Source organism: Loktanella sp. DJP18, from assembly GCF_049310965.1.
Classification (GTDB): Bacteria; Pseudomonadota; Alphaproteobacteria; order Rhodobacterales; family Rhodobacteraceae; genus Loktanella.
In genome coordinates, this window is sequence record NZ_JBMERN010000006.1 from 26,481 (window position 1) to 53,293 (window position 26,813).

The 26,813-nt window shown below is 64.9% G+C and carries 21 protein-coding genes and 2 tRNA genes; 10 read left to right on the forward strand and 13 right to left on the reverse strand.

All coding sequences use genetic code 11. The features are described 5' to 3' along the window. Positions 1-89: 89 nt before the first annotated feature. A complete protein-coding gene (gene ftsW / locus ACOI1H_RS02930) occupies positions 90-1,259 on the reverse strand; it encodes a putative lipid II flippase FtsW (protein WP_422435228.1) in 1,170 nt (389 codons plus the stop codon). Positions 1,260-1,417: 158 nt separating this feature from the next. Here ftsW and ACOI1H_RS02935 point away from each other — a divergent pair, with 158 nt between their 5' ends. Beyond that, positions 1,418-2,593, forward strand: a complete 1,176-nt coding sequence (locus tag ACOI1H_RS02935) for an NAD(P)/FAD-dependent oxidoreductase (RefSeq protein WP_422435229.1) — start codon at positions 1,418-1,420, stop codon at positions 2,591-2,593. 66 nt (positions 2,594-2,659) lie between these two features. Here ACOI1H_RS02935 and murD read toward each other — a convergent pair whose 3' ends face one another. The 9 genes from murD to ACOI1H_RS02980 all read right to left on the reverse strand — a co-directional run bounded on the left by murD (position 2,660) and on the right by ACOI1H_RS02980 (position 13,453). Continuing rightward, positions 2,660-4,054, reverse strand: a complete 1,395-nt coding sequence (gene murD, locus ACOI1H_RS02940; RefSeq protein WP_422435230.1) for a UDP-N-acetylmuramoyl-L-alanine--D-glutamate ligase — start codon at positions 4,052-4,054, stop codon at positions 2,660-2,662. Between the two features lie 50 nt (positions 4,055-4,104). Next, positions 4,105-5,187, reverse strand: a complete 1,083-nt coding sequence (mraY, locus tag ACOI1H_RS02945) for a phospho-N-acetylmuramoyl-pentapeptide-transferase (RefSeq protein ID WP_422435282.1) — start codon at positions 5,185-5,187, stop codon at positions 4,105-4,107. 25 nt (positions 5,188-5,212) lie between these two features. Continuing rightward, a complete protein-coding gene (locus ACOI1H_RS02950) occupies positions 5,213-6,631 on the reverse strand; it encodes a UDP-N-acetylmuramoyl-tripeptide--D-alanyl-D-alanine ligase (RefSeq protein WP_422435231.1) in 1,419 nt (472 codons plus the stop codon). Beyond that, positions 6,628-8,115, reverse strand: a complete 1,488-nt coding sequence (locus ACOI1H_RS02955; RefSeq protein ID WP_422435232.1) for a UDP-N-acetylmuramoyl-L-alanyl-D-glutamate--2,6-diaminopimelate ligase — start codon at positions 8,113-8,115, stop codon at positions 6,628-6,630. The genes ACOI1H_RS02950 and ACOI1H_RS02955 overlap by 4 nt, the downstream gene beginning before the upstream one ends. A gap of 15 nt (positions 8,116-8,130) precedes the next feature. Next, positions 8,131-9,915, reverse strand: coding sequence for a peptidoglycan D,D-transpeptidase FtsI family protein (locus ACOI1H_RS02960; protein ID WP_422435233.1), 1,785 nt, complete (start codon positions 9,913-9,915; stop codon positions 8,131-8,133). Further along, the gene (gene ftsL, locus ACOI1H_RS02965) at positions 9,912-10,271 is read right to left on the reverse strand and encodes a cell division protein FtsL (protein WP_422435283.1); all 360 of its coding nucleotides are present in this window, start codon (positions 10,269-10,271) and stop codon (positions 9,912-9,914) included. Before ftsL ends, ACOI1H_RS02960 begins: the two co-directional genes overlap by 4 nt. Beyond that, entirely contained in the window at positions 10,271-11,236 is a 966-nt protein-coding gene (gene rsmH / locus ACOI1H_RS02970; protein WP_422435234.1) for a 16S rRNA (cytosine(1402)-N(4))-methyltransferase RsmH, read from the reverse strand. The genes ftsL and rsmH overlap by 1 nt, the downstream gene beginning before the upstream one ends. A 6-nt stretch (positions 11,237-11,242) precedes the next feature. Beyond that, complete coding sequence (locus ACOI1H_RS02975) at positions 11,243-11,680, reverse strand: division/cell wall cluster transcriptional repressor MraZ (RefSeq protein WP_422435235.1); 438 nt, start codon at positions 11,678-11,680, stop codon at positions 11,243-11,245. Positions 11,681-12,379: 699 nt separating this feature from the next. Further along, positions 12,380-13,453 (reverse strand): P-loop NTPase, encoded by a 1,074-nt coding sequence (locus ACOI1H_RS02980; RefSeq protein WP_422435236.1) that lies wholly within the window; start codon positions 13,451-13,453, stop codon positions 12,380-12,382. A 260-nt stretch (positions 13,454-13,713) separates the two neighbouring features. On the opposite strand from ACOI1H_RS02980, the gene ACOI1H_RS02985 reads away from it, so the two are divergent. After that, positions 13,714-13,914 carry a DUF1127 domain-containing protein gene (locus tag ACOI1H_RS02985; RefSeq protein ID WP_422435237.1) on the forward strand — a complete coding sequence of 67 codons (201 nt, stop codon included), beginning with the start codon at positions 13,714-13,716 and terminating at the stop codon, positions 13,912-13,914. Between the two features lie 709 nt (positions 13,915-14,623). After that, the gene (locus ACOI1H_RS02990; protein WP_422435238.1) at positions 14,624-15,223 is read left to right on the forward strand and encodes a LysE family translocator; all 600 of its coding nucleotides are present in this window, start codon (positions 14,624-14,626) and stop codon (positions 15,221-15,223) included. Positions 15,224-15,283: 60 nt separating this feature from the next. Here ACOI1H_RS02990 and ACOI1H_RS02995 read toward each other — a convergent pair whose 3' ends face one another. Next, positions 15,284-17,680: an ATP-dependent helicase gene (locus ACOI1H_RS02995; RefSeq protein WP_422435239.1), complete on the reverse strand. Its 2,397-nt coding sequence runs from the start codon at positions 17,678-17,680 to the stop codon at positions 15,284-15,286. A gap of 178 nt (positions 17,681-17,858) precedes the next feature. On the opposite strand from ACOI1H_RS02995, the gene ACOI1H_RS03000 reads away from it, so the two are divergent. The 4 genes from ACOI1H_RS03000 to ACOI1H_RS03015 all read left to right on the forward strand — a co-directional run bounded on the left by ACOI1H_RS03000 (position 17,859) and on the right by ACOI1H_RS03015 (position 22,992). Next, complete coding sequence (locus ACOI1H_RS03000; protein WP_422435240.1) at positions 17,859-18,992, forward strand: alpha-hydroxy acid oxidase; 1,134 nt, start codon at positions 17,859-17,861, stop codon at positions 18,990-18,992. Positions 18,993-19,129: 137 nt separating this feature from the next. Then, positions 19,130-22,570 (forward strand): pyruvate carboxylase, encoded by a 3,441-nt coding sequence (locus ACOI1H_RS03005; RefSeq protein WP_422435241.1) that lies wholly within the window; start codon positions 19,130-19,132, stop codon positions 22,568-22,570. 152 nt (positions 22,571-22,722) lie between these two features. Then, positions 22,723-22,797: transfer RNA gene (locus ACOI1H_RS03010), tRNA-Gly, on the forward strand. A 120-nt stretch (positions 22,798-22,917) separates the two neighbouring features. Next, positions 22,918-22,992 (forward strand) — tRNA-Gly (locus tag ACOI1H_RS03015). Positions 22,993-23,129: 137 nt separating this feature from the next. Here ACOI1H_RS03015 and ACOI1H_RS03020 read toward each other — a convergent pair. Next, positions 23,130-23,369, reverse strand: a complete 240-nt coding sequence (locus tag ACOI1H_RS03020; protein ID WP_422435242.1) for an Lrp/AsnC family transcriptional regulator — start codon at positions 23,367-23,369, stop codon at positions 23,130-23,132. A gap of 118 nt (positions 23,370-23,487) precedes the next feature. Here ACOI1H_RS03020 and hisB point away from each other — a divergent pair, with 118 nt between their 5' ends. Further along, the gene (hisB, locus tag ACOI1H_RS03025; RefSeq protein ID WP_422435243.1) at positions 23,488-24,078 is read left to right on the forward strand and encodes an imidazoleglycerol-phosphate dehydratase HisB; all 591 of its coding nucleotides are present in this window, start codon (positions 23,488-23,490) and stop codon (positions 24,076-24,078) included. Beyond that, complete coding sequence (hisH, locus tag ACOI1H_RS03030) at positions 24,075-24,713, forward strand: imidazole glycerol phosphate synthase subunit HisH (protein ID WP_422435244.1); 639 nt, start codon at positions 24,075-24,077, stop codon at positions 24,711-24,713. The genes hisB and hisH overlap by 4 nt, the downstream gene beginning before the upstream one ends. A 98-nt stretch (positions 24,714-24,811) precedes the next feature. Here hisH and ACOI1H_RS03035 read toward each other — a convergent pair whose 3' ends face one another. Then, a complete protein-coding gene (locus tag ACOI1H_RS03035) occupies positions 24,812-25,633 on the reverse strand; it encodes an alpha/beta fold hydrolase (protein ID WP_422435245.1) in 822 nt (273 codons plus the stop codon). 76 nt (positions 25,634-25,709) lie between these two features. Here ACOI1H_RS03035 and ACOI1H_RS03040 point away from each other — a divergent pair, with 76 nt between their 5' ends. Further along, entirely contained in the window at positions 25,710-26,621 is a 912-nt protein-coding gene (locus tag ACOI1H_RS03040) for a glutaminase (RefSeq protein ID WP_422435246.1), read from the forward strand. The last annotated feature ends 192 nt before the right edge of the window (positions 26,622-26,813 follow it).

Consider the following 26,813-nt stretch of genomic DNA (forward strand, 5'->3'; position numbering starts at 1 on the left):
CCGTTCATCTGGCCGGATAAACTCCGGGGGGAGGCCATGGGCCGGGGGGCTGGCCCCCCTCCGCGCTCTCCCGACTCTCCGGGCCATCGTCACCGACCGACCCGCCGCATCAGGATATCCCCGATCTCGCCCTGCGGGCGGCTACGCGTCATGGCCAGCAACATGCCCACCGCGATGCCGCCGGCGATCAGGCTGGACCCGCCGTAGCTCACGAAAGGCAGCGTCATGCCCTTGGCCGGCAGCAGCCGCACCGCCACACCCATGTTGATCATCGCCTGCACGCCAAAGGCGCAGGCCAATCCCGTGCCCGCGATGCGAATGAAGGGGTCGCGCTCCTTCATCAGGCGCATCAGCGACCGCACGACGATCACGCCGTACAGGGCGATGATCGCCATGACGCAGATCAGGCCGTATTCCTCGGCCGCCACGGCGATGATGAAGTCCGTGTGCGCGTCCGGCAGCGACCACTTCACCTGCCCCTCGCCCACGCCCACGCCAAAGAACCCGCCTTCGCGGATCGCATTGGTCGCGTAGCCCAGCTGCGTGCGCGGATCGACGTCGGGACTCAGGAAGCCATCGATGCGACGGGCGAAGTGTTCGGACATGTTGTAGGAAAACGCGCCGATTGCCCCTACTATACCGGCCAGCCCGACCATCAGGATCATCGGCGCACCGGCCACGAAATACATGACACCCCAGGCGAACAGCACCAGACAGGCCTGCCCGAAATCCGGCTGCAATGCGAGGAACGCGACGATCACGAGCGTCAGGATGAAGGAATACATCCGCCCCGGCGGGCCGCCCACGCTCAATCCGGCTGCCATCAGCCACGCGGCGACAACGACAAAACCGGGTTTCAGGAACTCCGACGGCTGCACCGAGGCGAAGCCGAAGGAATACCAGCGCACCGCACCCTTGCCGAAATCGGTGCCGAAGACCGGCAGCAGCATCAAGGCGATGAAGGCGATGGCAAAGCCGATGACCGATAGGCGGCGCACCATGACAGGGGTCATCATCGACACACCGAACATCGCCAGCATCGCCATGGCACCGAAAAAGCCCTGCCGCGTGACATAGTAGAACGGATTGAGTCCGTTCTTGGCGGCAAGCGGCGGCGACGACGCCAGTCCCAGCAGCAGGCCGATGCCGAAAAGCGCCAGGATGCAGCACATGCTCCACTTGTCGATCGTCCGCCACCAGCGCGGCAGTACGGGATCGCCTGTCACGACGCGCGGCGCGCCATACACCATTTCGGTCATTGATAGTCCGCCTTGACTGCCTCACCGTCCGTGTTTGCCACGGATCTATCTCATCAGCTTACGCGAGCCGGCGTGTCATTTCCACTTCAAATCGCGGCAGGCCACGATTTTCGCGATCGCCTCTTGCGTCACCCACCGATCCGCGCCACCTGCACCCGATGCACGTCAAGACCCTGATCCTTGGTGCCGGTGCGGCCGGCATGATGGCCGCCGCCCACGCCGGCCCCGCCACGCTCGTCGTCGATCATGCGAAGGCACCCGGCGAGAAGATCCGCATTTCCGGCGGCGGACGCTGCAACTTCACGAACCTGCACACCGCACCCGACCGCTTCATCAGCCGCAACCCGCATTTCGCCAAGTCCGCCTTGTCGCGCTACACCCCGTGGGACTTCACCGCACTGGTGGATGCTCATGGCATCGCACACCACGAAAAGACGCTGGGACAACTGTTTTGCGACGGCTCGGCAAAGCAGATCGTCCAGATGCTGCGGGACGAGATGGCGCGCGCCGGCGCGCAGCTCTGGCTGGACACCACGGTGGGCGGCGTGATCCATGACGGCACCTTTAGCGTCACCCTGACCCACGCGGGCCGCGAGACGGTGGTGACCGCCGACAACCTGATCCTCGCCGCCGGGGGCAAGTCGATCCCCAAGATGGGCGCGACCGACCTCGCCTACCGCATCGCCACCCAGTTCGCCTTGCCCGTCGTGACACCGCGTCCGGGACTGGTCCCCTTCACCTTCACCGACGACCGATTCACACCGCTGGCGGGCACCGCCCTGCCGACCCGCGTGACCGCCGATGGCCCCGCCTTCGACGAGGCGACGCTGTTCACACATCGCGGCCTGTCCGGCCCCGCGATCCTGCAAGCCTCGTCCTACTGGAGCGAAGGGCAGGAGATCGCTCTCGACCTGTCACCCGCCACATCCCTCGGCGATGCGCTGATCGCCGCCAAGCAAAGCGAGGGGCGCAAGAGTCTGACCACGATCCTGTCGCGCCACCTGCCCGCGCGGCTGGTGCAATACCTGTCACCGGACTGGCCCACGGTGACACTCGCCGGGTTGTCCGACGCTGCCCTTCGCGATCTTGCTGACAGGCTGCACCATTGGCGGCTGACGCCCTCCGGTACCGAAGGCTACCGCACGGCCGAGGTCACGCTGGGCGGCATCGACACCGCCGCGCTGAATTCCCGCACGATGGAGGCAAAAGCCGTCCCCGGTCTTTATGCCATCGGTGAGGCCGTCGACGTCACGGGCTGGCTGGGCGGCTACAATTTCCAGTGGGCCTGGTCGTCGGGCTGGGCGGCGGGAACGGCCATCGCGGCGGAGAACTGATCCCCCATTCATCTGGCCAGCCAAACTCCCGCCGGAGGCTGCCCTGCCTTGGCAGGGCATTACAGATCAGACCCCGGCCAGGACCAGTGCCGTGAAATCGTCGCCCCGCGCGGCAAAGCTGTCGTATTGATCGAAGGATGCGCAGGCCGGGGCCAGCAGCACGACCTCGCCCGGCTGCGCATCCGCGCGGGCACGGCCAACGGCCACGTCCATCGTGCCGCAGACCTCGGCCGTGATGCCGGTCAACTGCCGCGCGAACCCCTCCGCCTCGCGCCCGATGACATAGGCCTGCTTCACGGTGCTCAGATGCGGCAGCAGGCCGTCAAGTCCGCCTTCCTTCTGCAGCCCGCCACAGATCCAGCGGATCGCCGGGAACGCCTGCAACGCCTTCGCCGCCGCATCGACGTTCGTGGCCTTGCTGTCGTTCACGAATTGCACGCCGTCGGCCTCGGCGATCAACTGGCTGCGATGCGGCAGACCCGGATAGCTGTGCAGCGCCGTCTCGATGCCCTTCGGTCCGATGCCAAGGGTGCGGACGGCGGCATAGGCGGCGCAGGCGTTCTGGTGGTTGTGCGCGCCCGGCAGCCCCTTGACCGCGCGCAGATCGATGGACGCGACCTGCTTGCCGCGCCGATATTCGCTGAGGAACCCCTTGCGGGCAAAGACGCACCAGCCATCGGTCAGCTTGTGCTCCACACTGATGCGGATCAGCCGGTCGTCGCTCCGGTCCTCGACCAGCTGGTTCGCCAGATAGCGGCCTTCGTTCTCGTCCACGCCGATCACCGCGCGGTCCGGGCCACCTTCGGCAAAAAGCCGCCGTTTCGCCGCGAAATACCCACCCGGTCCCGCGTGCCGGTCCAGATGGTCGGGGCTGATGTTCGTCAGCACCGCCACGTCCGGCGTCAGGTGCCGCGCAAGGTCGGTCTGATAGCTGGACAGTTCCAGCACCACGACCTCTGCGTCATGGGCGGGGTCGATATCCAGCACGCCACGCCCGATGTTGCCGGCAAGCTGCGCCGGTCGCCCATTTTCGATCAAGATGTGATGAATCAAGGCCGCCGTGGTGGATTTTCCGTTCGATCCCGTCACCGCGATCACCCGCGGGGTGGTGTCGAAACCGTCCCATTCATCCGTCGCCCAGGACCGGAAGAACAGTCCGATGTCATTGTCCACCGGCACACCGGCGTCCCAGGCGGCGGCGATCACCGGGTTGGGGCTGGGATACAGATGCGGGATGCCGGGACTGACGATCAGTGCCGCGATCCCGTCAAAGGCACCCGCTTTCGTCAGATCCCGCACGGACCAGCCTTCGGCCGCCGCCGCGTCGCGACCGCGCGGGCTGTCGTCCCAGACCACCGGTTCCGCACCGCCCGCAGCCAGTGCCCGCGCAGCCGCAAGGCCGGATCGCCCCAACCCCAGCACGGCAACCTGCCGCCCGTCATAGCCTTGCACCGGGATCATGGGGAACGCTCCAACTTCGGGGGGGGGTGAGTATCGTGGGACCGGGTCGATCAGCGGACCTTCAGCGTCGCCAGACCGATCATCGCGAGGATCAGCGAAATGATCCAGAAGCGAATGACGATCTGCGGCTCGGCCCAGCCCTTCTTTTCGTAGTGGTGGTGGATCGGGGCCATCAGGAAGACCCGTTTTCCAGTCCTCTTGAAGTAGAGGACCTGGACGATGACCGACAACGCCTCGACCACGAAGAGGCCACCGACGATGGCCAGCACGATCTCGTGCTTCGTCGCCACGGCGATTGCCCCAAGAGCGCCACCCAGCGCCAGCGACCCGGTATCGCCCATGAAGACGGCGGCGGGCGGCGCGTTATACCACAAGAACCCCAGCCCGCCGCCGATCAGTCCGGCGCAGAACACCAGGATCTCGCCCGAATCCGGCACGTAATGCAGCCCAAGGCTTTCGGAAAAGTCCACGCGGCCCACGAAATAGGCGATGATGCCGAAGGTGCCGGCGGCGATCATCACCGGCATGATCGCCAGCCCGTCAAGGCCGTCGGTCAGGTTCACCGCATTGGCCGCCCCCACGATCACGAGGATCGAGAACGGCACGAACAGCAGGCCCAGGTTGATGAGCACGTCCTTGAACACCGGCACGGCTAGCTGGTTGGTCAGCCCTACCGGGTGATACTGCGCAGCCCAGAACCCCGCGATGGCGGCAATCAGCAGCCCCAGCAGGATGCGCACCCGGCCCGAGACGCCGTTCGTGGTCTGCTTGCTGACCTTCGCGTAGTCGTCGGCAAAGCCGATCGCGGCAAAGGCGAGCGTCACGAACAGCACCATCCAGACATATGGGTTATCGAGCCGCGCCCACAGCAGGGTCGAGGTCGTCAGCGCCCCAACGATCAGCAGCCCGCCCATCGTCGGCGTGCCGGCCTTGATGAAATGCCCTTCTGGCCCGTCGGTGCGGATGGGCTGGCCCTTGCCTTGCGTCCGGCGCAGGACATTGATCAGGGGCAACCCGAAGATGAAGCCGAAGGTCAGCGCCGTCAGGAACGCGCCGCCGGCGCGGAAGGTGATATAGCGGAACAGGTTGAAGAAATCGCCGCCATCCGACAGCTCTGTCAGCCAATACAACATAGTGGTGAAGTCCTCGTTCTGCCCGTCAAGAGCGATGCCCCAGTTTGCGGATCGCGTCAACAACGCGGGCCACCTTGCTGCCCTTGGACCCCTTCACCAGCACGACATCGCCGGCATCGACCAGCCTCGCGGCCTGCGCCGCCAGATCGTCGGCCTCTGGTGCCCATTGGCCACGCATATCGACCGGCAACGCATCGAACAGGGCGCGCATCCGCGGCCCGGCACAATGGACCACATGCGCCTTGGCCAGATATGGGTCGTCGGCAAGGGCAGCGTGCATCGCCATCTCGTCCGCACCCAGTTCCAGCATGTCGCCCAGAATGGCGACGCGGCGTCCCTTGACGACTCGCCCCACCCCGTCGCGCGGCGTGCTCGCCGCCAGCACCTCCAGCGCCGCAGTCATCGAGGTCGGGTTCGCATTAAAGGCGTCGTCGATCAGGTCGAGCGTCTCCTCGGCGATGCCGTGGTCCAGCACGACGACCTCACGCGTGCCGCGGCCTTGGGGCGGCTGCCATTGGCCGATGTCCTGCGCGGCCTGCACCGGATCGGCCCCCAGCGCATCGCAGGCAGCCAGCACGGCAACGGCGTTCATTGCAAAGTGACGCCCCGGCACGGCCAGCTTGAACAAGAGGTCGATGTCGTCGTGCCGGGCGTGGATCACCGTCGCGCTGTCGGTGATGCGCACGTCGCCCAATGCCCAATCGGCACCTTTGCCGAAGGTCGCGATGCGCTGGTGGCCTGCCGTCGCGTGATCGTGCAGCACCGCAAAGGTCGGCAGATCGGCGTTCAGGATGGCGATGCCGCCCGGTTCCAGCCCGTCCATGATCGTGGCCTTTTCCGCCGCGATCCCGTCCAGACTGTCGAACGCCTCCAGATGCGCGGCGGCCACGGTCGTCACCAGTGCCACATGCGGACGGGCAAGGCGAGCCAGCGGAGCGATCTCTCCGGGGTGGCTCATCCCGATCTCGATCACCGCGAACTGCGTGTCAGCAGGCATCCGCGCCAGCGTCAACGGCACGCCCCAGTGGTTGTTGTAGGAGGCCTCGGCCGCGTGGGTGCGGCCCTGCGGCGACAGGGCGGCGCGCAGCATTTCCTTGGTCGAGGTCTTGCCGACCGAACCGGTCACGGCAACGACCCGCGCCTGCGTCCGTGCGCGTGCGGCGATCCCCAGCGCCTCCAGCGCCTGCAAGACGTCGGGCACGATCAGCAGGGGTGCATCGTCGGACACGCCTACCGGCCTGTGATCGACCAGCGCCGCCGCAGCGCCCTTGGTCAGGGCTTGCGCCACGAATTCATGACCGTCGCGCGCCGCGGCCAGCGCCACGAACAGATCGCCCGGTCGCAGGGTGCGCGTGTCGATGGACACGCCGGTCGCCTGCCAGACACCGACGACCTCTCCACCCGTCGCGCGTGCCGCATCGGCCGCGGTCCAAAGCGGAATCATATCCGACCCTCCAGCGCCGCGACCGCGACGCTGGCCTGTTCGGCGTCATCGAAAGGCAGAACGGTGTCGCCCACGGTCTGGCCGGTCTCATGCCCCTTGCCCGCGATCAGCAGCGCGTCGCCCGGCCCCAGCGCGTCGATGCCGCGCAGGATCGCCTCGGCGCGGTCGCCGACCTCGATCACCTCGGCCCGGCCCTTTGCCCCGGCCAGCACGGCGGCGCGGATGTCCTCTGGCCGCTCGCTCCGCGGGTTGTCGTCGGTCACGATCACGAGGTCGGCGTTGTCTGCCGCGGCCTTTCCCATCAGGGGGCGCTTGCTGGCGTCGCGGTCGCCGCCCGCGCCCACGATCAAGACGACCCGACCCATCACATGCGGCTGGAGCGCGCGCAGAGCGGTCCGCACGGCGTCGGGCGTGTGGGCGTAATCGACAAAGACCGTGGCCCCGTTGTCGCGCCGCGCGACAAGCTGCATCCGGCCCCGCACGGTCGTCAGCTGGTCCATCACATCGAAGACGTCACCCGGAATGGCGCCAGCCGCGATGGCAAGGCCGCAGGCCAGAACCACATTATCCGCCTGAAAGCCGCCGATCAGGTTCAGCCGCGCGGTGTGGGGCCGGTCCTGCCAGGAAAACCGCAGGTCCTGCCCGGTGTCGTCGAACCGCTGGCTCAGGATACGCAACCGTGCATCGGCGTGGCGGCCGACGCCGATGACCTCGATCCCGCGCGTGGTGCACAGGCTCGCGACCTCCTCGCCACGCGGATCGTCAAGGTTCACGACCGCGACGCCGTCCTCGCTCAGCACCCGCGTGAACAGACCCATCTTGGCGTCGAAATACGCCTCGAACGTGTGGTGATAGTCCAGATGATCCTGCGTGAAGTTCGTGAACCCTGCGGCGTGCAGGACCACGCCGTCCAGCCTGCGCTGATCGAGGCCGTGGCTTGACGCCTCCATCGCCGCATGGGTCACGCCCGCTGCCTCGGCCTGCGCCAGCACGCGGTGCAGGGTCACGGGATCGGGTGTGGTGTGGTGCAGGGGCGCGGACCACGCACCCTCGACCCCCGTGGTGCCAAGGTTGATGCCGGCATAGCCCAGCGATTCCCAGATCTGGCGGGTAAAGGTGGACACGGATGTCTTGCCGTTGGTGCCGGTGACGGCGACCATCACCTCTGGATGCGGGCCGAACCACAGCGACGCGGTCTGCGCCAGCGCCGCGCGCGGGTCTTCGGCGATCACCAAAGCAGCATCCGACCCGGCCAAAGCATCGGCTGCCAAGGCCGCACCTTCCGCATCGGTCAGGATCGCGACGGCACCTTTTTCCAGCGCCATCGGCACGAAGGCCGCGCCATGCACCTTGGCCCCCGGCATCGCCCCGAACAATTGACCCGGCCGCACCGCGCGGCTGTCGGTCGTCATGCCGGAAATCGCCGTGCGCTTGCCGCCCTGCGCCGTCAGCCCCAGTTCCGCCAGCGTCTTGGTCTGTGCCATGTCGGCCCCCGCAACCTAGTTCGAGGTGAGTGTTACACTGGCAAGGTCGGAGACTTCAATCTGTGGCCGCATACCCAGCAGCGGGGCGACGCGACGGATCATTTCCGCCGCCACCGGCACCGCCGTCCATCCCGCCGTGCGGCGTGGCTCGTCGCCGGAATTCTCGCTGGGTTCATCCAGCGTGACGATCAGCACGTATTTCGGGTCTTCCGCCGGAAAGATCGCCGCGAAGGTCGCGATCACCTTGTCGTCGTAATAGCCGCCGCCGTTCTCGCGTGGCTTGTCCGCCGTGCCGGTCTTGCCGCCGACGTTGTAGCCCGGCACCTCGCCCATCGACGCGGTGCCCCGCACCACGACCTGCCGCAGCATGGACCGGGCGCGCGCGCTGACCTCTGGCTGCACGATGCGTTCTCCCTGCTGGACGACGTCGGTTTTCAGCAGCGTCGGCAGGACGCGCGTGCCGCCATTCAACAAGGACGCATAGGCCGCCGCCAGATGCAGCGGAGAATCGGAGATGCCATGGCCGAAGCTGATCGTCATGGTGCTGATCTCGGACCAGTTCTTGGGCAGCAGCGGCGCGCCGGAGGGTGCTTCTGACAGTTCCACCGGCGTCGCCTCGGCCAGTCCAAGCTGGCGGAGGAAGGATTCCTGACGTTCTGCCCCGATCTGCATGGCGATACGGCCAGTACCGACGTTCGACGATTTCACGATGACATCGGTGGCCGACATCGTGGTGGGCATTGAATGGCTGTCGCGGATGCGAAACCGGCCCCAGGTCAGCGGCCCCTTGGTGTCGATCATCGTGTCGGGGTTGATCAGCCCCAGTTCCATCGCCTGCGCAATGGCGAAAATCTTGAAGGTCGAGCCCAGTTCGTAGACCCCCTGCACCGCGCGGTTGAACAGCGGGCTGTCGGACTGGTCGCCCTTCAGCAACACCGGCGGGCGGTTGTTGGGGTCGAAGTCCGGCAAGGAGGCCATCGCGATGATCTCGCCGGTGTGCATGTCCATCAGGACGGCAGCGGCACCCTTGGCGTTCATCAGCTTCATGCCGCCGTCCAGCACCTCTTCGGTCGCGGCCTGCACCGACAGATCGAGAGACAGTTCCAGCGGCTGGCCTTCGTTCGCGGGGTCGCGCAGCAGGCTGTCGAGCTTGCGTTCCACCCCGGCGACGCCGATGACCTCGGCACTGGCCACGTCCTCTCTTCCATAGCTGGCACCGCCCAGGACATGCGCCGCGATGGGACCGTTGGGATACAGCCGCATCTCGCGTGGGCCGAACAGCAGGCCGGGCGACCCGATGTCGTGGACCTGTTGCATCTGTTCGGGGCTCAGTTGCCGCCTGATCCAGACGAACTTGCGTTTGCCGGTGAAATCCTTGACCAGCCGATCCTCGTCCAGCTCTGGAAAGATCACCTTCAGCTCGGACGCGGCATGAAGCGGGTCGATCATGTGTTGCGGCTGGGCATAGAGCGAGTGCGTTTCGAGGTTGGTCGCAAGGATGCGCCCGTTGCGGTCCACGATGTCGGCACGCTGGCCGATGATCGGGTTGCCCGTCGCTGCCGTGCGCGGCTCTTCCGGGATCGACGCGGCAATCGCCCCCATCCGCACGCCAATGGTGCAAAAGGCCACGGCAAAGAAGGCCCCCAGCATCAACAGGCGCCCTTCGGCGCGGGCGCGGGACTTGTCGGCGATGGCCTCGTGGCGCAGGCGCAGATTCTCGGCGGCGATGGCGTTCGGGTCCTCGCCCTTTTCGCGCGCTTTCAGGATGCGGGCCAGCGGGCGCAGGGGTGTGCGGATCATAGGGGGTCCTCCTCGCCCGACGGCGGGATCGAGTTGATGTCGACAGTGCCACCGACGGTCAGCACGTCCGGCAGTGGATAGACGATGGCCTCGATCTCGCCGAAGGCTTCGGGCGACAGCGGCAGCAGGCCCAGCCGGTCGAAGTTGATTTCGGCCAGGTCGATCAGCCGGTCGGGCCGGTTCAGATAGGCCCATTCCGCCCGCAGCATCCCCAGCCGCTCGTGTGCGTCGCCGATCTGCGCGTGCAGGCTGCGGACCCGGCTGATCGACTGCTGCGCCGCGTAATTTTCCTGATAGGCCCAGAACGCCAGCCCCATGACGGCCAGCGCCGCCATCACATACATCACCGCCCGCATCATGCGCCGTCGTCCCTCATCATCGGCATCCCCATGTCACGGCGATCCATCGGTGCGGCCGGCGCATCCGTGCGGATCGCCACGCGCAATTTCGCGGATCTGGACCTGGGGTTGACTGCTACTTCTTCTTTTGTCGCGACAATCGCCTTGCGGGTCTTCTGTGTAAAGGCCGGCGTGATGCTGTCCAGCACCGGCGCATAGCGGTTCGCGTTGGGCGTCGTCGCGCTCCGGGTCTGGATAAAGCGTTTGGCCATCCGGTCCTCGACCGAATGGAACGTCACGATGGCCAGTTGCCCGCCGGGCTTCAACGCGCGCTCTGCCGCCTCCATGCCGGTCGCAAGCTCTCCGTATTCGTCGTTCACCGCGATGCGCAGCGCCTGAAAGGTGCGGGTCGCCGGATGGCTCTGGTTCGGTTTGGCGCGCGGTAGGCAGGATTCGACGATCCGCGCCAACTGCCCGGTCGTCGTCACGGGGCGCGCCATGACGATGGCCTTGGCGATTCTGCGGGACGCCCGCTCCTCACCGTAAAGGTAAATGATATCAGCTAGTTCCGCCTCGTCCTTCGTGTTGACAAGATCGGCGGCGGACACACCGCTTTGCGACATCCGCATGTCCAGCGGCCCGTCGCGCATGAAGGAGAAACCCCGTTCGGCCAGATCAAGCTGCATGGAGCTGACGCCCAAGTCCAGCACCACGCCGTCCAGATCGCTGCCGTAATCATCGAGCTTCGAGAATTCGCCCGCCACCGGCACGATCCGGTCGCCATAGTCGCCGATCCAACCTGCCGCCATCTCGAAGGCCAGCGGGTCGCGGTCCAGGGCGATCACCTTCTCCGCCCCGGCCTCGAGCAGCCGCCTAGTATAGCCGCCGGCGCCAAATGTGCCGTCCAGCCAAACCCCCTGAATCGGGGCGCAAGCGTCGAGGATCGCTTCGATCAGGACGGGAATGTGGGGCGCATCTGACATGGGCCGTCAGGGCACAAGGCTCATGGGGTCGAAATCGGCACCCATGTCGTCAAGCCAGGCGTCCAGCGGCGCATCGACCTCGGCCTCGAAGCTCTCGACCTTCCAGATCTGGAAATATTCGCCAAGGCCCATGAAGGACAACTCGCCCTCGACCAGTCCCAGCTTTTCGCGCAGGCGCAGGGCAAGGACGACGCGGCCGTCCTTGTCGATGGTCAGGTCTTCGGAAAAACCCATGAACAGCTTGCGCAGCCGGTTCTTGTTGGGATCGGCATCGGGCATCGCCATGATGCGGGCGATCTTGGCGTCGAAGGCCTCCATCGTCAGCACCTGCAGGCTTTCGCCCAGATGCTTGCCGTAAAGGATCTTGGCCGTCATCGGCTGGTCGGGGGCCCATGCGGGATCACCGGCCTCGATCACGCGGCGAAACTTGGCCGGGATCGACATGCGACCCTTGGCGTCAACTTTCGACTGATACGTGCTCGTGAACGAAAGGTTCAACCTGCGGCCCCGACTGCCTGTCCCCCGAAAAATGTGTTCTGGATGTGAAAACGGCGGATTGAGTTAGCTGCCACTACTCAACCCGCCGCCTCGCGCCCTTGGGAGGGCTGGACCGACTGCGCGCGCCACCTGGGGGGATGTCTGCTCGCTCGCGCGCCGGATCGCCAGTTCTGGTAAAAACGAGGCCTGTATGAAACCTGACATTTTGCCGGTGGGGTTCTTTGAGGTGCCCCTTGTTTGTCTGCCCGTCGTTACCGTGAGACTGTTTTGGCAGACCGATCACGGTCGGGCAACGACTATTTTGGGATTTCTGTGAACTTCACGGAATCGACTCGGTTGTCACGGGTCCGTGATTCGCAAGTTATCCACAAGACCTCGCCGTGATCTTGTGGGCCTGTGGATAGAATTTCCCACATCTTGTATCAAATTGAAACGAAACGTGAGGTTCACGACGATCCCAAAAAAGATTGGATTGGCTATGAACCGCCTCTGACAGAGTGGCGCGCCAGCCGCAGTCAATCCCCTACGTGACCCAATTGCGCGGAAATTTCTGGCATCAAAATGAAGAATCGGACCGCCTTGAGGGCCATCCGATTCTTGTTCACAGCGATTCAAGGCTGTCCAAGACCAGTGCGTTTCCGAAGATCAGGCCATGCCGCCGTCGATGAACCGCTGTGCCAGGACCGCGTAGGCCTCTGCAACCGGTCCCGTGCCCAAGGCCACGGGCGTTCCGGCGTCGCCGGACAGGCGCGTGTCGAGGTCGATGGGCAAAGCCCCCAGGAAAGGCACGCCCAGACGTTCGGCTTCGTGCAACACGCCGCCGTGACCGAATATCTGGGTTTCCTGCCCGCAGTGCGGACAATGGAAGGTCGACATGTTCTCGATCAGGCCCAGCAAGGGTGTGTTCAGCGTCTTGAACATGTCGATGGCCTTGCGCGCATCCAGCAGGGCGACGTCCTGCGGCGTGCTGACGATGACTGCGCCCGTCACCTGGGTCTTCTGACACAGGGTCAACTGCACGTCCCCCGTCCCAGGCGGCAGATCGATGATGAGGACGTCGAGCTGGCCCCACTCCACCTGCGTCAACATCTGTTGCAACGCGCCCATCAGCATCGGCCCACGCCAGACCACCGCCTTATCCGGGTCCACCATCAGCCCGATCGACATCATCGTCACGCCGTGCGCGTGCAATGGAATGATCGTCTTGCCGTCAGGGCTCGCCGGGCGTTTCGAGACGCCCATCATGCGCGGCTGACTTGGTCCATAGATATCGGCATCCAGAAGACCGACCCGCCGCCCCTTGCGGGCCAGCGCCACCGCAAGGTTCGACGCAACGGTCGACTTGCCGACCCCGCCCTTGCCGGACCCGATGGCAAGGATCCGATCCACACCAGCGACCGGCACCGGCCCGGCCTGCGGCGTCGGATGCCGCCCGACCTTCAGACTGGGAGGAGCGGGCGCGGCCTTGGGCGCGCTGTGGGCCGTCAACACGGCCGTCACCTGCAATCCGTCGCGCAGACGCTGCACGGCGGCGACTGCCGCCTGACGCACCGGTTCAAGTGTTGCAGCGGTGGCGGCGTCCGGTGCCTCGATCACGAAACGCACGATATCGCCGTCGATCTGCACTGCGCGCACCATGTCCCGGGACGCCAGATCACCGCCGCCAGGCACGGATATTCCTGCAACAGCGGCAAGAATATCGTCTTTTTCCAACGTCATCGTCATGTTTCCTTCACATCGGGCCGGTTCGGCCGCACCCTCCGTCGTCGTCCGCACGCGCGCAAGCCCCTATTTCGCAACGGCGAAATCGCGATTTGCACAGGCATTGGGCGGATTATTAACTGTCCCTGAGTAACCTTGCATTCGCTGCATAGCAGCATTGCCAACTCGTCCATTGTGCAGGTGCAGCATCCTCCTACATAACGGTCACAAGCAGAGACGAGCACAACGCTCCGCAAGACAAGAAAGAAGAGATGAACATGGCATACGCAAACGCAAACACCGCCGCCCCGCGCAGCAACGGCCTGATGGCCCGCATGGTTGAAGCGATGGCGGCCCGCAAGGTGTACCGCACCACCCTGACCGAACTTCAGGCCCTCGACAACCGCGATCTGGCTGATCTGGGCATCACCCGCTCCATGATCCGCTCCATTGCCCACGAGGCTGCCTACGGCAAGTAATTCAGTTCGGGATCGGCCAACCTCCTCCCTGGTTCGATCCTGACCCGCGCCGCCGCAACCTCCTCCCTGCGGTGGGCGCGCAAGACAAGACGGCGGCCCGACCTCCTCCCCGGGTCGCCGTTTTGAAACCAGTTTCAGAAATATGGGAACCTGCACCTCCTCCCGCAGTTGCCCGTATGATCCGACAGCGGCCAACCTCCTCCCTGGCCCGGTCGGATCCAAGTCCGGACGGCCCGCAACCTCCTCCCTGCGGCGCGGTCCACCTTAGATCGGTGGTGGTCACCTCCTCCCGGCCACCACCGACAGGAATTTCAGATCGGGACCGCCGCACCTCCTCCCGCGGTTGTCCTGACCGGCCCGACAGCCGCCCACCTCCTCCCGGGCAGGCATCGGGCTCACGACCCGGACGGCCCGCAACCTCCTCCTTGCGGCGCGGTCCACTTCAGATCGGTGGTGGTCACCTCCTCCCGGCCACCACCGGCTGCCAGTTACGGGCGTCGCACCTCCTCCCGCGGCCAACCTGGATCGACCTGACCCGCAACCTCCTCCCTGCGGTCAGGTCGCGGATGCGGGCCTTCACCTCCTCCCGAGGGCTCTCATCCAGATCGAAGGCGATGCGCTCCTCCCGCGCATCGCCTTTTTTCTTGACCAGTGGATCGATGACAATAATCCGGATGCCGCAGCGCGCGTTTGCGGCTAATCCTGCCGCATGGAACCTCTCGCGCTCTACCTTCTGGCGCAGTTTGCCTTCGCAAGCTCGATCACGCCCGGCCCCAATAACCTGATGCTGATGGCGTCGGGTGCCAATTACGGTCTGCGCCGCACCCTGCCCCACATGCTGGGCGTCAGTCTGGGCCACAGCTTCATGGTCGTGATGGTCGGCGTTGCCCTGCTCCGGCTGTTCCAGACCTTTCCTGTTCTGAACGCCGTGCTGACCGTGGCGGCGATCGGCTACATGACCTGGCTTGCATGGAAGATTGCCACCGCCGTTGCGCCAGAGGCAAAGCAGGTCACGGGCAAGCCCTTCACCTTCGTGCAAGCGGCCGCGTTCCAGTGGGTCAATCCCAAGGCCTGGGTCATGGCGATCACCGCGATCACCGCCTACGCGCCGCAAGAATGGTCGGCGCTCGCCGGTTCGCTGCTGGTGGCGACGGTCTTTCTCTGCACGAACCTGCCGTCGATCACCCTCTGGGCGGTGCTGGGCGTGCAGGTCCGCCGCTTTCTCGGCACTGCGCGCCGACTCCGCGTCTTCAACGTGACGATGGCCGTTCTGCTGTTGGCGTCGCTTTATCCCATGCTGGTGCATTGAGGGACGGCGGGCGGGGCGCATTTGGCCCCCTGCGGGCCAAACAGCGTCGTCCCGACGTTCTCAGAACGGCACCTCGCTGGCCGCATCGGCACCGACCACGAACTTCGCCACGACCTTCTTCGACCCGGCTTTGTCAAAGGCGATGTCCAGCTTGTCGCCCTCGATCCCTTCGATCACGCCATAGCCGAACTTCTGGTGAAACACCCGGTCCCCGGTGGTAAAGGCGCTGACCGCATCAAGGTCGATGACCATGTTGCGCGCCTCGGCGGGCTGGGACATGCCCCGCGCCTGTCCACGCGCCTGCAACCGCCGCCAGCCGGGAGAGTTGTAGACATTCGCGTCATGCGCCTTCTGGTGCAGGTCGGACATGCTTTCCTCGCGCAGCTTCGGGCTGGCGCTTGCCGCCATGCCTGCCGCACCATAGCCCCCGCCATACAGACCCGGCGGCGTCAGCACCTCGACGTGATCTTCAGGCAGCTCGTCGATGAACCGCGAGGGCAGCGCACTTTGCCATTGCCCGTACACCCGCCGGTTCGCGGCAAAGGATATGGTGCACAGCGCCTCGGCCCGCGTGATGCCCACGTAGGCCAGACGGCGCTCTTCCTCCAGCCCCTTCAGGCCGGACTCATCCATCGACCGCTGCGACGGGAAAAGCCCGTCTTCCCACCCCGGCAGGAACACGGCGGGAAACTCCAGCCCCTTGGCCGCGTGCAGCGTCATGATGCTGACCTTCTCGCCCTCCTGCTCGGTCTCGTTGTCCATGATCAGTGCCACATGCTCCAGAAACCCCTGCAGGTTCTCGAAGTTGTCCAGCGCCTTGACCAGTTCCTTCAAATTTTCCAGCCGCCCCGGTGCCTCGGGCGTCTTGTCCGCCTGCCACATGCCGGTATAGCCGCTCTCGTCGAGGATCATCTCGGCCAGTTCCTGATGCGTGTCGGCTTCCGCCCGCACCTGCCCGTGCCAGCGGTCCAACCCGTCGACAAGCTGCGCCAACTCGCGCAGGCCCTTGCCGCCCAGCAGTTTCGCCTGCACCACGATCCGCGCGCCTTCGACAAGGCCGACACCGTTCGACCGCGCCGCCTTCTGGATCGTCTGCACCGCCTTGTCGCCAAGGCCACGCTTGGGCGTGTTCACGATCCGCTCGAACGCCAGATCGTCGTCGGGGCTGACGGCCAGCCGGAAATACGCCATCGCGTCGCGCACTTCGAGGCGTTCGTAGAATCGCGGCCCGCCGATCACGCGGTAGGGCAGCCCGATCGTCAGAAACCGATCCTCGAAGGCGCGCATCTGGTGGCTGGCCCGCACGAGGATCGCCTGATCATCCAGCCCCACCTTGTCGAGGCCCCGCGTCCCGCGCTGCAACGCCTCGATCTCCTCGCCGATCCAGCGCGCTTCCTCCTCGCCGTCCCAATGGCCGATCAGGCGAACCTTTTCGCCGCCCGTCGCCTCGGTGAACAGCGTCTTGCCCAGCCGCCCCTTGTTGGCCGAAATGACACCGGATGCAGCGGCCAGAATGTGTTCGGTGGACCGGTAGTTCTGTTCCAGCTTCACCACAACGGCACCCCGAAAGTCCTTTTCGAACCGCAGGATGTTGCCGACTTCGGCCCCGCGCCAGCCATAGATCGACTGGTCGTCGTCGCCCACGCAGCAGATGTTGCGATGCGCCGCCGCCAGCAGCCGCAGCCACAGATACTGGGCCACGTTGGTATCCTGGTATTCGTCCACGAGGATGTAGCGGAACCGCTTCTGATACATCTCCAGCACATCCGCGTGGGTCTGAAAGATCGTGACCATGTGCAGCAGCAGATCGCCGAAATCGCAGGCGTTCAGGTCCAGCAGACGGCGCTGATAGGCGGCATAAAGGTCCACCCCCCGCTGATCGAAGGCCCCCGCGTCCGCCAGCGGCACCTTGTCGGGCGTGAAGGCCTTGTTCTTCCAGCCGTCGATGATCCCAGCCAGCATCCGCGGCGGCCAGCGTTTTTCGTCAATGCCTTCGGCCACGATCAACTGCTTCATCAGCCGGATCTGGTCGTCGGTATCCAGAATGGTGAAGTTCGACTTCAGCCCGACCAGTTCCGCGTGACGGCGCAGCAGCTTGACGCAGATGGCATGGAATGTGCCAAGCCACGGCATCCCTTCCACCGTTTCACCCATCAGGCGGCCGACGCGATTCTTCATCTCGCGCGCCGCCTTGTTGGTAAAGGTCACGGCCAGCACCTGATGTGGCTGCGCCGTTCCCGTCACCAGCAGATGTGCGATGCGCGCGGTCAGGGCGCGGGTCTTGCCCGTCCCCGCCCCCGCCAGCATCAGCACCGGGCCGTCCAGCGCCAGAACGGCCGCCTTCTGTGCCGGGTTCAGCCCGTCAAGGTAGGGACCGGCCCCACGGCTTGGCATCGCACGCTGGCTCAGGGGCACGGCGGCGGCCTCGAATGCGTCGTCTTCGGAATAGCTGCTCATGCCCGCAAGATACGCCCGAAGCCCGCACAAATAAACCCCTTGTTCACGATCTGTTCACACCTCATTTTGCGTTTCACATTTTTCCAGTTCCAAATGTCCCCGCCGGAGGCATCGGTTTTTCCTACGGAAAAGCCGACCCCCCTTTCCAAATCCCGCAGCCAGTCCTAGCGTCCCGCTCATGAGCCTCCACAGCCGCTACCCTGCCCTCGCCGACCTCAGGACACGCGCACGCAAGCGGATTCCCCATTTCGTCTGGGAATACCTCGACAGTGCGACGGGCGACGAATCGGCGCAACACCGCAACCGTGCGGCGCTGGACGCGGTGCTGCTGCGACCGTCGATCCTGCATGGCGAATTCACGCCGGATCTGTCGACGACCCTGATGGGCCAGTCCCACCCGCTGCCGTTCGGCATCGCACCCGTCGGCATGTCCGGCCTGATCTGGCCCGACGCAGAGCGTCTGCTGGCCAAGACCGCCGCCGCCGCCGGCATCCCCTATACCCTGTCCACCGTCGCAACCCAGACGCCCGAAGCGCTGGCGCCGCACATCGGCGAACAGGGCTGGTTCCAGATCTATCCGCCGCGCGACCCCGGCATCCGCGCCGACATGCTGGCGCGCGCGAAAAAGGCCGGCTTTCACACGCTGGTGCTGACCGTCGACGTGCCGGTCGCGTCCCGGCGCGAACGCCAGACACGCGGCGGTCTGACGAACCCGCCCCGGCTGACACCCCGTCTTGCAGCGCAGGCCCTGCGCTGTCCCGCGTGGCTGTCGGGCATCCGCAGGACGGGCATGCCGCGGATGCGTCTGATCGACAGTTACGCCACCTCTACCGCGGCGCTGCCATCGACGCAGCACGCGGGCTATCTGCTGCGGACCTCGCCCGATTGGGAATATCTGCGGGCCCTGCGTGACGGATGGGACGGCAAGCTTGTGGTCAAGGGCGTGTTGAACGACGGCGACGCCGCGCGCCTGTCCGACGAAGGCATCGACGCGATCTGGGTCAGCAACCATGCCGGCCGCCAGTTCGCCGCCGCCCCCGCTAGCGCCTCTGTCCTGCCCGCGATCCGGGCCGCCACGACCCTGCCGGTGATCTGCGATTCAGGGGTGGAGGGAGGTCTCGACATCCTCCGCCTGATCGCGCTTGGCGCGGATTTCGTCATGCTGGGCCGGGCCTTTCACTACGGGCTGGGTGCGCTGGGCGATGACGGCGCGACCCATGTCGTCGACCTCCTGCGACAGGACATGATCGCCAACATGGGTCAGATCGGTGCGCGCGCCCTCTCTGACTTGCCCGGAACGCTTGTTTCATAAGCACGCGGGCCCGCGCCCCTGCCAACGCCCCTAATCCAAGGTTCAATTATCGCGTGGACACGGCTTCCGTCTCCGCGCGATCACTGGACATCGCCCTTGCGGCGCTTAACAATGCTGCAACTGCAAAAGGAACGACCATGGCCGACTTCAAGAAAATCCTGATTGCCAACCGGGGCGAAATCGCCATTCGCGTCATGCGCGCCGCCAATGAAATGGGCAAAAAGACCGTTGCCGTCTACGCGGAAGAGGACAAGCTGTCCCTGCACCGCTTCAAGGCCGACGAAGCCTACCGCATCGGCGAAGGCATGGGCCCCGTTGCCGCCTACCTGAGCATTGCCGAGATCATCCGCGTCGCGAAGATGAGCGGGGCCGACGCGATCCACCCCGGCTATGGCCTGTTGTCGGAAAACCCCGATTTCGTCGATGCCTGCACCGCGGCCGGGATCACCTTCATCGGCCCGAAAGCGCAGACCATGCGCGAGTTGGGCGACAAGGCCAGCGCCCGGCAGGTCGCCATCGCGGCCGGCGTCCCCGTCATCCCGGCGACGGACGTGCTGGGCGACGACATGAAACTGATCAAGAAGCAGGCGGCCGAGGTCGGCTATCCCCTGATGCTCAAGGCGTCATGGGGCGGCGGCGGGCGCGGGATGCGTCCGATCAACTCCGAAAAGGAGTTGGAAGAAAAGGTCCGCGAAGGCCGGCGAGAGGCCGAGGCCGCCTTCGGCAACGGCGAGGGTTATCTGGAAAAGATGATCATCAAGGCCCGCCACGTCGAGGTGCAGATCCTGGGCGACAGCCAGGGCAACATCTATCACCTGTGGGAACGCGACTGTTCCGTCCAGCGCCGCAACCAGAAGGTCGTCGAACGCGCGCCCGCCCCCTATCTGTCCGCCGCCCAGCGCGAACAGATCTGCAATCTGGGCAAGAAGATCTGCCAGCACGTGAACTACGAATGTGCCGGCACGGTCGAATTCCTGATGGATATGGACAACGGCGAATTCTACTTCATCGAGGTGAATCCCCGCGTGCAGGTCGAACATACCGTCACCGAAGAAGTCACCGGCATCGACATCGTCCGCGCGCAGATCCTGATCGCCGAAGGCAAGAGCCTGATGGAGGCGACAGGCTGCGCGTCGCAATATGACGTGAAGCTGGACGGCCACGCCCTGCAATGCCGGGTCACGACAGAAGACCCGCAGAACAACTTCATCCCCGACTATGGCCGCATCCAGATGTATCGTAGCGCCACCGGGCCTGGCATCCGCCTGGACGGCGGCACCGCCTATTCGGGTGCCGTGATCACCCGCTACTACGACAGCCTGCTGACCAAGGTGACGGCCCGCGCGCCCACCCCGGAAATGGCCATTGCCCGCATGGACCGCGCCCTGCGCGAATTCCGCATCCGGGGGGTTTCCACCAACATCGCCTTCGTGGAAAACCTGCTGAAGCATCCGACGTTCCTGAACAACGAATACCACACGAAGTTCATCGACCAGACGCCGGAGCTGTTCGACTTCAAGGCGCGGCGTGACCGCGCGACCAAGATCCTGACCTACGTCGCCGACATCACAGTGAACGGCCATCCGGAAACCGCGGGCCGGCCCCGCCCCTCGGCAGAGGTCAAGCTGCCGGTGCCGCCCGTGAGATCCCTCGACCAGATGGTCCCCGGCACCCGCCAGATCCTCGATGAACACGGCCCGCAGGCCGTCGCCCAGTGGATGAAGGACCAGCCGCAATTGCTGATCACCGACACCACCATGCGCGACGGGCACCAGTCGCTGCTGGCCACCCGGATGCGGTCGATCGACATGGTGAACGTGGCCCCGACCTATGCCGCCAGGATGCAGGGGTTGTTCTCAGTCGAATGTTGGGGCGGTGCCACTTTCGACGTCGCCTACCGCTTTCTTCAGGAATGTCCGTGGCAGCGCCTGCGCGATATCCGGGCCAAGATGCCGAACATCATGACGCAGATGCTGCTGCGCGCCTCCAACGGTGTCGGCTACACGAACTATCCCGACAACGTCGTGCAAAGCTTCGTGGCACAGGCTGCGACGTCGGGCGTCGATGTGTTCCGCGTGTTCGACAGCCTCAACTGGGTCGAAAACATGCGCATCGCGATGGATGCGGTCATCGCATCGGACAAGGTGCTGGAGGCGTCGATCTGCTACACCGGCGACATGCTGGACCCGGACAGGTCCAAGTATGACCTGAAATACTACGTCAGCATGGCGAAAGAACTGGAGGCCGCAGGTGCCCACGTCCTGGGTCTGAAGGACATGGCGGGCCTGCTCAAGGCCCCCGCCGCGGCACAGCTGTTCAAGGCATTGAAGGAAGAGGTCGGCCTGCCTATCCACTTCCACACGCACGACACCTCGGGGGCTGCGATCTCGACCGTGCTGGCCGCCTCGGCCGCCGGTGTCGATTGCGTCGATGCGGCGATGGACAGCTTCTCGGGCAACACGTCGCAGCCGACGCTGGGATCGGTGGTCGAGGCGCTGCGCCGCACGGAGCGCGACACCGGCCTCGATATCGCGGCGATCCGCGAGATCTCGAATTACTGGGAACAGGTCCGCGCGCACTACCTCGCCTTCGAATCCGGCCTGCAGGCACCCGCGTCAGAGGTCTATCTGCACGAGATGCCCGGCGGCCAGTTCACCAACCTCAAGGCGCAGGCGCGTTCTCTGGGGCTGGAGGATCGCTGGCACGCCGTGGCACAGACCTATGCCGACGTGAACGCCATGTTCGGCGACATCGTGAAGGTCACGCCGTCGTCCAAGGTTGTCGGTGACATGGCCCTGATGATGGTCAGCCAGAACCTGACACGCGCGCAGGTCGAAGACCCGAGCGTCGATGTGTCCTTTCCCGACTCAGTCATCGACATGATGAAGGGCAGCCTTGGCCAGCCCCCGGGGGGCTGGCCCGCAGGCATCCAGAAGAAGGTCCTGAAAGGCGAGAAACCTTTGACCGACCGCCCCGGCAAGCACCTGAATCCGGTCGACATGGATGCCGTGCGGGCGGAGGCCGAAGAAAAGGTCGGCCATGCCATCGATGACGAGGACCTGAACGGCTACCTGATGTATCCGAAGGTCTACACCGACTACGCCTCCCGTCACGAGGTCTATGGCCCGGTCCGCACCCTGCCCACCAAGACGTTCTTTTACGGCATGGAACCCGGCGAGGAGATCAGCACCGAGATCGACCCCGGCAAGACGCTGGAAATCCGGATGCAGGCCGTCAGCGACATGAACGAGGACGGCGAGGTGAAGGTGTTCTTCGAACTGAATGGCCAGCCCCGCACGATCCGCGTGCTGAACCGTCTGGCCGCCGCCGACAAGGTCAAGAACCGCAAGGCCGAGGTCGGCAACCCCGCCCAGATCGGCGCGCCCATGCCCGGAGTCGTGGCCACGGTCGCGGCGCAGGTCGGGGCCAAGGTCAAGGCGGGCGACCTGCTGCTGACGATCGAGGCAATGAAGATGGAAACCGGCATCCACGCCGAACGCGACGCGGTGGTGAAAGCCGTGCTGGTTCACGCCGGCAGCCAGATCGACGCCAAGGACCTGCTGATCGAATTCGAATGAACGATTTGGCCCCCTGCAGGGGGCCAAGCCTCTGGCAGGAGTTTGGCTGGCCAGATGAACATGGGGCGTTGCGTGAAAAAAATCACGGCGGGCGCGCGGATTTTCCCTTGCGGCGAAGCGTCAGTGTTTATAGATCACGGCTACCGATCGGCGCGGGCGTAGCTCAGGGGTAGAGCATAACCTTGCCAAGGTTAGGGTCGAGAGTTCGAATCTCTTCGCCCGCTCCATCGGTCAACGAAAAGGGTCGCCCATCGGGCGGCCCTTTCGCGTTTCGGGTGTGCGGGATTCTTGCGATTGCCTCTTGCAGGTGCTGGTGCGGTTTTGTAGATCGCCTTTACCGACGGCGCGCGGGCGTAGCTCAGGGGTAGAGCATAACCTTGCCAAGGTTAGGGTCGAGAGTTCGAATCTCTTCGCCCGCTCCATCGGTCAACGAAAAGGGTCGCCCATCGGGCGGCCCTTTCGCTTATTGGACACCGACGTGCGGTGCGGTAAAGATAACATGTTGATTTTAAATGATATGTATCGCATGCGGCACATGCGGTTTCTGTCATGTATTTTGTCAGAACGCCTTGAAGGTCAGCGTCGTCAGGGTGCGTTCTATTCCGGCGATCCCCGCCACGCTTTCGTTGATGAAGTGACCGACATCGCGGTCGGCGGGGACGTAGGCTTTCATCAGCAGGTCGAAATCGCCGCTGGTGGAATAAAGCTCTGAATGGATTTCGCGCAGGGCGATCGCCTCGGCCACTTCGTAGGTGGTGCCGGGGGTGCAACGGATCTGGACGAAGACGCAGGTGGTCATGGGCAGCCTCTTTTTTTGAATTGCGTTCAACCTGCACCACGGACGAAGTCGGTGCAATCGGTGCCTTGGCGCTGGCCCGCCCCTTGCCTATAAGGCCCGCAGACAAGAGGGACTTCTCATGCGCACCGCCACGATCACCCGCCAGACCGCCGAGACGCAGATCAGCGTGACGCTGAACCTTGACGGGACCGGCGTCTATGACAACCGGACCGGCATCGGGTTCTTTGATCACATGCTGGACCAGCTGTCGCGCCATGCGCTGATCGACATGACGGTGACCGCGACCGGAGACCTGCACATCGACGACCACCACACGGTCGAGGATACGGGCATTGCCATCGGCCAAGCCCTCGTGCAGGCGCTTGGCGACAAGCGCGGCATCCGGCGCTACGCCGACTGTCACCTCGCGATGGACGATGCGCAGGTGCGATGCGCATTGGACCTGTCGGGGCGACCCTACCTGATCTGCAACCTCGATCTGCCCTTCGGCAAGATCGGGCCGAGCTTCGACACCGAGCTGGTGCGGGAATTCTTTCAGGCCCTGTCGACGCATGGCGGCATCACGCTGCACATCGACCGGCTGCATGGCTTCAACGCGCATCACATCACCGAGGCCGCCTTCAAGGCGGTCGCGCGGTCGTTGCGTGATGCCGTCGCAGTCGATCCCCGCAAGGCCGACGCCATTCCATCGACCAAGGGCAGCCTGTGACCACAGTTCTGATCGACTACGACAGCGGCAACCTGCATTCGGCGCAGAAGGCGTTCGAGCGGATGGCACGCGAGTCGGGTGCCGGACCGGTGATCGTCACCGATGACGCCGATGTCGTGGCGCAAGCCGACCGGATCGTGCTGCCGGGCGATGGGGCGTTTCCCCATTGCCGCGGAGAGTTGTTCGGGCGCAAGGACCTTGCGGAGGCGATCATCGAAGCGGTGGAACGGCGCGGCGTGCCGTTCCTTGGTATCTGCGTCGGGATGCAGATGCTGGCCAGCACAGGGTTCGAGCATGCGGAAACCACCGGTCTGGGATGGGTTCCGGGGCAGATCCGCAGGATCACGCCCAGCGATCCGGCGCTGAAGATCCCACATATGGGATGGAACGATCTGGTCATCGACCGGCCCCATCCGGTGCTGACGGGGTTGGCGACGGGCGATCACGCCTACTTCGTGCACTCTTACGCGATGCAGGTCGCAGATCCTGCACATCTGTTGGCACATGTGGATTACGGCGGAGACGTCACGGCGATCGTCGGGCGCGACAATATCGTCGGCGCCCAGTTCCATCCGGAGAAGAGCCAGGCCGCCGGTCTGCGGCTGATCTCGAACTTTCTGGCATGGAAACCCTGAGGACCGGATCGCAGTGGCAAACCGGTCCCGGTGGACCAGCCCCCGCCCCCCGAGATGATTGCGGACCAGAAGAAGGGACGGGTGGCGCGCGCGCGCCGTCAACCTTTCAGAAAGACAAGCATGTCGTCGACGAGCTGGTCCTTGTGCGTGGCGGTCAGAGCATGGGGGGCGCCGTCATAGACCTTGTAGGTCGCGTCCGCGATCATCTTTGCCGCCTTGGCCCCTGATCCGTCGATCGGGACGATCTTGTCGGCGTCACCGTGTACGATGAGTGTCGGAACGTTGAAATGCGCCATGTCGGGGCGGAAATCCGTGGTGCCGAAGGCATCGACGCAGTCCAGCGTGGCCTTTGGGCTGGCCGTCATCGCCATGCCCCACATCCAGAGGCGCGCGGCGTCCGAGACGCCGCCCGTGAAGAAGCCTTCTCCTGTGAATACCTTGAAGAAATCCTGCAGGAAGCCTTGGCGGTCGTCGCGCAGGCCGGCCTTCATGTCCTCGAACACCGACGCATCGACGCCGTCGGGATTGTCGTCTGTCTTCAACATGTAGGGTGCGACCCACGAGATCAGCATGGCCTTCGACACATCCTTACCGCCATGGCGGGACATGTAGCGGCTGACCTCGCCGCCGCCCATCGAGAAGCCTGCGATGACGGCATCCTTGAGATGCAGTGCCGCGATCACATCGGCCAGATCGTCGGATAGCGTGTCGTAGTCGTACCCGCCGAAGGGCTGTTCGGACCGACCGAAGCCGCGGCGATCGTAGGCCACGACGCGGTAGCCCGCTTCTGCCAGCTTGACGGATTGGTATTCCCAGCTGTCGGCGTTCAGGGGCCAGCCGTGAATCAGGACGACGGGTTGGCCCTGCCCCCAGTCGTTCACCTGTAGACTGGTGCCGTCCCGGGTTTCGATCATCGGCATGGGATTTCCCTTCCATCATGGTCTGTCGGGTCTCAACCGGGTAGACGAAGACGAAGTTCCATTACGGGAAGCTGCCATGGACATCGCCGCAATCCTTGACGACATCGGCCGCGCCATGCGGGACAGCACCGACCGGGGGCATGTCGCGACCTACATCCCGGAACTCGCGCGCGTCGATCCGGCTCGATTCGGCATGGCTGTCGCCCTGTGCGACGGGCAGGTGTTCACGACCGGGGACGCGGCGGTGCCGTTCTCGATCCAGAGCATCAGCAAGGTCTTTACCCTCGCGCTGGCGCTGGGCCGGTGGGGCGATCAATTCTGGGCCCGCGTGGGACGTGAGCCGTCCGGTCAGGCGTTCAATTCGATCCTGCAACTGGAACACGAGCGCGGCATCCCGCGCAATCCATTCATCAATGCCGGGGCCATCGCCACGACGGACGCGGCGCTGTCGGGCCATGCGCCGCGCGAATTCCTGGGCGAGCTACTGCGGTTCATCCGTGCGGCGGCGGGCGACGAATCGATCCTGATCAACGACCGCGTCGCCGCGTCAGAGCAGGACACCGGCGATCTGAATCGGGCGCTGGCCTATTTCATGCAGGCCCACGGCAACATGGTGAACCCGGTCGAGCTGACCTTGGGTGCCTATTTTCACCAATGCGCGGTCGAGATGACTTGCGTGCAGCTTGCGCGCGCGGCCTTGTTCCTGACCGGGGCCGCGGGCGCGCCGCGCCTTGTGTCCGCAGCGCGACGGCGGCGGATCAATGCGATGATGATGCTGTGCGGGCACTACGACGCGTCGGGCGATTTCGCCTACCGCGTTGGATTGCCGGGGAAAAGCGGCGTTGGTGGCGGAATCATGGTGGTCGCACCCGGCAAGGCGGGCATCGCAGTCTGGTCGCCCGGGCTGAACGTGCAGGGCAATTCCAAGCTGGGCACGGAGGCGGTCGAGATGTTCGCGCGCGCCACGGGCTGGTCGGTCTTCGACTGACCGGCCTCGACAAAGCGGGCGGCGACAATCTGCCTACATTTTTCAGGAATGTTTACCAATGGTCCGGCCGCAGGCTAAGCCCTTGCCAGGGACAACAGGAAACAGGCGAGAGACAATGCGGACAATGCTGCGCGGAACGTGCGTCATGATGACATTCGTGGGCCTGTCGGCCTGCATGAACGTGACTGCACC